At 63.0% G+C, this 6716-nt stretch carries 10 protein-coding genes; all 10 read left to right on the forward strand.

Annotated features, from left to right (window positions below):
* Genes ACTJK9_RS21880 through ACTJK9_RS21925 form a run of 10 tightly spaced genes read left to right on the forward strand, consistent with a single transcriptional unit; the run spans position 1 to position 6532 of the window.
* Complete coding sequence (locus ACTJK9_RS21880) at positions 1-546, forward strand: PilN domain-containing protein (protein WP_440816155.1); 546 nt, start codon at positions 1-3, stop codon at positions 544-546.
* Positions 533-1081 carry a GspMb/PilO family protein gene (locus ACTJK9_RS21885; RefSeq protein WP_074687733.1) on the forward strand — a complete coding sequence of 183 codons (549 nt, stop codon included), beginning with the start codon at positions 533-535 and terminating at the stop codon, positions 1079-1081. Before ACTJK9_RS21880 ends, ACTJK9_RS21885 begins: the two co-directional genes overlap by 14 nt.
* On the forward strand, positions 1081-1599 hold the full coding sequence (locus ACTJK9_RS21890; protein ID WP_440816159.1) for a hypothetical protein: 519 nt from the start codon (positions 1081-1083) through the stop codon (positions 1597-1599). The genes ACTJK9_RS21885 and ACTJK9_RS21890 overlap by 1 nt, the downstream gene beginning before the upstream one ends.
* A complete protein-coding gene (locus tag ACTJK9_RS21895; RefSeq protein ID WP_440816162.1) occupies positions 1596-3443 on the forward strand; it encodes a secretin N-terminal domain-containing protein in 1848 nt (615 codons plus the stop codon). The genes ACTJK9_RS21890 and ACTJK9_RS21895 overlap by 4 nt, the downstream gene beginning before the upstream one ends.
* A 2-nt stretch (positions 3444-3445) precedes the next feature.
* A complete protein-coding gene (locus ACTJK9_RS21900) occupies positions 3446-3919 on the forward strand; it encodes a type II secretion system protein (protein ID WP_011333434.1) in 474 nt (157 codons plus the stop codon).
* A gap of 5 nt (positions 3920-3924) precedes the next feature.
* Complete coding sequence (locus ACTJK9_RS21905; RefSeq protein WP_011333435.1) at positions 3925-4299, forward strand: type II secretion system protein; 375 nt, start codon at positions 3925-3927, stop codon at positions 4297-4299.
* Entirely contained in the window at positions 4274-4825 is a 552-nt protein-coding gene (locus ACTJK9_RS21910) for a type II secretion system protein (RefSeq protein WP_221399315.1), read from the forward strand. The genes ACTJK9_RS21905 and ACTJK9_RS21910 overlap by 26 nt, the downstream gene beginning before the upstream one ends.
* Complete coding sequence (csgE, locus tag ACTJK9_RS21915; RefSeq protein WP_440816166.1) at positions 4822-5214, forward strand: curli production assembly/transport protein CsgE; 393 nt, start codon at positions 4822-4824, stop codon at positions 5212-5214. Before ACTJK9_RS21910 ends, csgE begins: the two co-directional genes overlap by 4 nt.
* Entirely contained in the window at positions 5211-5642 is a 432-nt protein-coding gene (locus ACTJK9_RS21920) for a curli assembly protein CsgF (RefSeq protein WP_007956141.1), read from the forward strand. Before csgE ends, ACTJK9_RS21920 begins: the two co-directional genes overlap by 4 nt.
* Positions 5643-5671: 29 nt before the next feature.
* On the forward strand, positions 5672-6532 hold the full coding sequence (locus ACTJK9_RS21925) for a CsgG/HfaB family protein (RefSeq protein ID WP_064378912.1): 861 nt from the start codon (positions 5672-5674) through the stop codon (positions 6530-6532).
* Positions 6533-6716 lie beyond the last annotated feature (184 nt).

Here is a 6716-nt window from a genome sequence, read left to right on the forward strand (position 1 = left end):
ATGCGCGCCTTGAACCTCGACTTCCAGCCTCGTCCGCGTTCCGGCCCGTTGGGCTGGAGCCTGCTCGGCGGCGGTGTGTTGCTCGCACTGGTGTGCTTCGGCGTGCAGCAGCACCTCGGCGATCAGGCCGAGCAGCAGCAAGGTCACTTGCAACACACCCAGCGTCAGCTCACCGGCGACAGCGGCAGCAAGACAACGCTGAGCCCGGCGGAAACCCGCGAGCAGGCGCAGAACCTCGCTGAAATGCGCAAGGTCTCGCAGCAACTGCGCCGGCCCTGGGAACGCCTGTTCGCCCTGCTCGAAGCCATGCCGCGCGACGACATCGCCTTGCTGACCCTGACCCCGGATGCCCGCAAGGGCCAGGTGCGGATCAGCGCCGAGGCCCGCGATCTGCAAGCGATGCTGGATTTCCACAAACGGCTGGAGGCCAGTGACGAGCTGTCCGACGTGTCGCTGCTGAGCCACGAAATCGTCGTCAAATCGCCGGAGCAACCGGTGCAATTCAACCTGTCGGCGACCTGGGAGATAGGCGATGCGAATCCCTAGACTGATCGTTCACGAATACCTGCAAGGCCTCGGCGTTCCGGGCCTGGCCGGTCTGGCGCTGCTGCTGGTCACGCTGGCCTGGGCACTCGGCGGTTTGCTGCCGGGCTGGCAATCGCTGCAACAGCTCAGCCAGCAAACCCGGGAAGCCACCGAATACCTGGCCAAGGTCGAGGACGGCAGCATCGCGCCGCCGGTGGTGCCGCAACGTCAGCTGGATGATTTTCGTAACAAGCTGCCGGCCCAACCACAGGCCACCGTCGCCATCGACCGCATCTACGCGTTGGCCGCGCAGGAACACATCACCCTGGCGCGCGGCGAGTACGCCCTCGGCGTCGATCCCAAGACCCATCTGGCGCGCTACCAGATCCTGTTGCCGGTGCGCGGCAGCTACCCGCAACTGCGCCGCTTCCTGCACGCCTTGCTCGGCCAGTTGCCGGCGGTGGTGGTGGAAGACGTCGAGTTTCAACGCAAGAAGATTGCCGACACCGACCTCAGCGGCCGGATCCGTATGACCCTCTACCTGTCGAGGTCGTGATGGACAGCAAACGCATAAGCGGCTGGGTGGCGTTCTTCGGCGTGGCAGCGGCACTGGCCTGGTTGCCGGAATATTTCTTGCCGAGCGACGAAGCGGATTCGACCGAAGTCGCCGTGGCCAGCCCGGCCAAAGCCAGCGCCCGTGGCGCCTTGCCCGCCAGCAGCGCCAAGGCGAATGCGGCGCCGATCAAGGACCTGAGCCCGGCCGGCGACCTGTTTGCGAGCAAATCCTGGAAGGCCGCGCCGACCCTGGCGACGGTCACCGAACAAGCGATCAACCCGACCCCGGTGGTGCAAGCCCCGAGCCTGCCACCGGTGCCGTTTCAGTTCGTCGGCAGACTGCATGACCGCAGCGACCTGCAGGTGTTCTTGCAGGACGGCGAGAAAATCTACGTCGTGCGCAGCGGGGATGTGATCGACGACACCTGGAAGATTGCGGCGATTTCCGATGTGGAACTGAGCCTGGTCTACCTGCCTTTGCATTTGTCGCAGACCTTGTCTGTGGGGAGTACGCAATGAACAGATCCCGTTTGCTGATGAGCCTCGGCCTGTGTGCCGGGCTGGCCGCGTGCAGTTCCGCGCAGGTCGCCAACCAGGAGGCTTCCGACCTGATCGAGCAGGGCCAGTACGAGGCGGGCCTGGCCCGGATCGAGGAAGGCTTGCGGGAAAATCCGCGCGACACCGAGCTGCACCTGCTGCTCAACAGCGGCCGGGCCAAAGCCATCACCGCGCTGCTGACCTCCGGCGACACCGACCGCGCCCGCCGCGATTTCGCTTCGGCCCGTACCGCCTACAGCCGGGTGCTGACCATCGAGCCGAACAACCGCCGCGCCCAGGATGCCCTGCGCCAGCTCGACTACCTGCGCAGCATGGACGAGAAACTTGAGCTGGCCCGTGGCGACCTGCGCCGGGGCGACATCTACGGCGCCGACCGCCAGGTCAAACAGATCCTTGAACTCGACCCGAAAAACGACGGCGCGCTGGAGCTGCAAGGCAACATCCGTCTGGTGCAGAGCCGCAACGTGATCCAGTACCCGCAACTGCGCACCCGGCTCGACCGCCCGGTGACCCTGGAGTTTCGCGACGCCAACCTCAAGACCATTTTCGAAGTGCTGTCGCAGGTCGCCGGCCTCAATTTCATCTTCGACAAGGACCTGCGTCCGGACATGAAAGCCACGATCTTCGTGCGTGACGTGCGCATCGAAGACGCCGTACAACTGCTGCTGCAACAGAACCAGCTGCACCAGAAAGTGGTGAACGAAAACACCTTGCTGATCTTTCCGGACTCGCCGCAAAAGTTGAAGGATTATCAGGAGCTGGTGATGCGCACCTTCTACCTGACCAGCATCGACGCCAACACCGCGCTGAACATGATCAAGACCATGCTCAAGACCCGTGACGTGTTCGTCGACGAGCGCCTGAACACCCTGACCATGCGCGACACCGAAGACGCCGTGCGCATGGCCGAAAAACTCCTGCAATCGCAAGACCAGTCCAACCCCGAAGTGGTGCTGGAAGTGGAAGTGATGGAAGTCGCCACCCAGCGCATTCTCGACCTGGGCCTGCAATGGCCGAACACTTTCGGTGTGATCAACAGCGACGGCACAGGGGTGTCCGTTCTCGATCAACTCAAGGGCATCAACTCCAGCCGGATTTCGATTTCGCCGTCGCCGCAAGCCAAGATCAATGCGCAAGACAACGACATCAACACCCTGGCCAGCCCGGTGATCCGCGTCAGCAACCGCGAACAGGCGCGCATCCACATCGGTCAGCGCGTGCCGATCATCAGCGCCACCTCGGTGCCGTCGACCCAGGGCCCGGTGATCACCGAAAGCGTGACCTACCTCGACGTCGGTCTGAAGCTCGAAGTGCAGCCGACCGTGCACCTGAACAACGAAGTGGCGATCAAGATTGCTCTGGAAGTGAGTAACGCCACGCCGCTGGAGCCGACCCGCCAAGGGACGATCCCGGTGCAGGTCGACACCCGCAACGCCCAGACCTCGCTGCGCCTGCATGACGGCGAAACCCAGATCCTCGCCGGCCTGATGCGCAACGACCACGGCGCCACCGGCAACAAGATTCCGGGCCTCGGCGACATTCCGGGTCTGGGCCGGTTGTTCGGCAGCAACAAAGACACCATCGGCAAATCGGAACTGGTGCTCTCGATCACCCCACGGATCGTGCGCAACCTGCCGTACCAGAGCCCGTCGGACATGGAATTCCCGACCGGCACCGAAACCAGCATGCACATCCAGGCACCGGACCGCTCGCAGAACTACTCGATGCCAGCGCCTGCCGCGCAGCCTCGTGCAGTCGGTGAAGCGGCCGTGGCCACCACCCGTGTAACCGTCGAGAAGCCTTGATCATGAACGCCTCCCAACGCGGTTTTACCTTGATCGAAGTCGTGGTGACGCTGGCCCTGATCGGCCTGCTGGCCGGCATGGCCGCGCCGCTGACCGAGACCCTGGTACGGCGTGGCAAGGAGCAGGAACTGCGCACCGCGCTGTATCAGATTCGCGATGGCATCGACGCCTACAAGCGTGCCTTCGATGCCGGCTACATCGAGAAATCCCTGAACAGCAGCGGCTATCCGCCGAACCTGAAAGTGCTGGTCGAAGGCGTGCGCGACGTGCGCAGCGCCAAGGGGGCGAAATTCTACTTTCTGCGCCGGATACCGCGGGATCCGCTGGTGCCGGCCAAACGTGACGACAACGGCGGTTGGGGCCTGCGGGCCTACAACAGTTCGGCCCAGAACCCGCGCGATGGCGAAGACGTGTTCGACGTCTACTCCCTCGCCAGGGGTAAAGGCCTCAACGGCATCGCTTACCGCGAGTGGTGATTCTCATGCGCCGGGAAAAGGGTTTTACCTTGCTCGAGCTGATGGTGGTGATGGCGATCATCGCGACCCTGATGACCATCGCCTTGCCGCGCTACTTCAACAGCCTGGAGGCCTCGAAAGAGACCACGTTGCACCAGAGCCTGTCAGCCATGCGCGAGGCGCTGGATCACTACTACGGCGACACCGGGCGCTATCCCGATTCCATCGAGCAACTGGTGGAGATGCGTTACCTGCGCAACGCGCCGCTGGACCCGATCACCGAGCGCAATGACCAATGGGTGCTGATCGCACCGCCGGACGGTGTGGCGGGCGGCGTCGCCGACATCAAGAGCGGAGCTACCGGGAGGGCGCGTGATGGCAGCCAGTATTCCGAGTGGTAAGCACGTGGAGCAGGGTGGGTTCACCTACCTGGGCGTGCTGTTCCTGATCGTGATCATGGGCATGGGCCTGGCCAGTGCCGGCGAGTTGTGGTCGACCGCGTCGCGCCGCGATCGCGAGAAGCAACTGCTGTGGGTCGGCACCCAGTACGCCCAGGCGCTGCGCAGCTACTACCGCAGTTCGCCGGGCCTGGCGCAGTACCCGAAAGAGCTGGTCGACCTGCTGCAGGACGAACGTTTTCCGGACGCCCGCCACCACCTGCGTCAGCTCTATCCGGACCCGATCGGCGGCGGTGAATGGGTACTGCAACGGGGTTTCGACGGGCGTATCACCGGGATTAACAGTGCCTCCACCGAGGTGCCGTTGAAGCAGGCGGACTTCCCGTCGCAGTGGTCGGATTTCGAAGGCATGCAACGTTATTCGGACTGGCAGTTTGTGGCCGAGAAAGCCTTCCTTGATGGCACCGGCTCTGGCAACGGGGCCCCGGTCAAAGGCCAGTCGGCCCTGCCGCAGGCGTTGCAGCCATGAGCCGCCAGGTGTGGTGCGCGTTGATCCTCGCGGCCGTGGCGTCTTTCGCCAGCGCCAGCGAAGAAGACGAAATGATGGGCTTCATCGTCGACGACACGATCTCGCACATCGGCCACGACTTTTACTACTCGTTCAGCGAACGCCTGCGCGACACCAGCCGCATGGATTTCAACCTGGTGGTGCGCGAGCGCCCCGACGCACGCTGGGGGAGCCTGGTGACCGTCGAGTATCAACAACGCCTGGTGTATCGGCGCTTCCTGCCGCCGAACACCGTGGAACTGAAGGACGAGGCCTACGCGGCCGCCGACTCGGTTCGACTGGAGGTCGTCCGGCGCAAGCTGGAAGCCTTGTTGCAGGACACCACCGACCTTGAGAAGGACGAACTATGAACACGACAACGTTCTCACGGCGCAGCGGATTCTGGATCTCGGGGTTGTTGATCGGGCTTGCCAGCGCCGCTGCCGTCCAGGCCACCGAACTGGTCTACACGCCGGTCAACCCGTCGTTCGGCGGCAACCCGCTCAACGGCACCTGGCTGCTCAACAACGCCCAGGCGCAAAACGACCACGACGATCCGGATCTCAAGAAACGCTCGACGGTGGCCGGCACCTCGGCACTCGAGCGCTTCACCAGTCAATTGCAGTCACGGTTGCTGGGGCAACTGCTGGACAACATCTCCACCGGCAACACGGGGAGCCTGTCCACCGACGCTTTTATCGTCAACGTCGTTGATGACTCGGGGGCACTGACGATTGAAGTGACCGACCGGGCGAGCGGCGAAGTTTCCGAAATTCAGGTGAACGGCCTCAACCCATGACGGGATGACGGTTCCGGGGAGCGATGGACATGAAAAAAATAATTGCGCTAGGGCTGATGTTGGCAGCATTACAAGGGTGCAGTCTGCGCGAGCCGATGCCGGCCGAGCAGGACACCGATACCCCGACCCTGACCCCCAGGGCCTCCACTTATTACGACTTGCTGAAAATGCCGCGACCCAAGGGCCGGCTGATGGCGGTGGTGTACGGCTTCCGTGACCAGACCGGGCAGTACAAACCGACGCCGGCCAGCTCCTTTTCCACCAGCGTCACCCAGGGCGCGGCGTCGATGTTGATGGACGCGATGCAGGCCAGTGGCTGGTTTGTGGTGCTCGAACGCGAGGGGCTGCAGAACCTGCTGACTGAACGCAAGATCATTCGCGCGTCGCAGAAAAAGCCGAATACGCCGGTGAACATTCAGGGTGAGCTGCCACCGTTGCAGGCGGCGAACATGATGCTTGAGGGCGGGATCATCGCTTATGACACCAACGTGCGCAGCGGTGGGGAAGGGGCGCGGTATCTGGGGATCGATCTGTCCCGTGAGTATCGGGTCGATCAGGTCACCGTCAACTTGCGCGCGGTGGATGTTCGCAGCGGGCAGGTGTTGGCGAATGTGATGACCAGCAAGACGATTTATTCGGTGGCGCGCAGTGCGGGGATTTTCAAGTTCATCGAGTTCAAGAAGTTGCTTGAGGCTGAGGTCGGGTATACGACCAATGAGCCGGCGCAGTTGTGTGTGCTTTCGGCGATTGAGGCGGCGGTGGGGCATATGGTGGCGCAGGGGATTGAGCGGCGGTTGTGGCAGGTGGCGGGGGATGCTTCTACGCCTTCTCAGGATGATGTGTTGAATCGGTATTTGACTCAGAACAAGATTGACCCGGATGCGGAGTGAACTTGGCGGCCTTTGGGCCGACCAGGTTCTTTGGTTGTTTTGGGTACATATCCGTTGCTGCGGTAACGGCTTCTTATGGTTTCGCCCTTACGGCGACTCCCTTTGGCAAACGCCCCAAAGGAAGCAAAGGTCTGGGCCCCGGCGTTCGGCCCCTCGCTGGGGCTCGGGGTTCCTTCGCTCCGGG

The sequence above is a fragment of the Pseudomonas sp. 22082 genome (assembly GCF_052046055.1).
GTDB classification, from domain to species: Bacteria; Pseudomonadota; Gammaproteobacteria; order Pseudomonadales; family Pseudomonadaceae; genus Aquipseudomonas; species Aquipseudomonas pharyngis.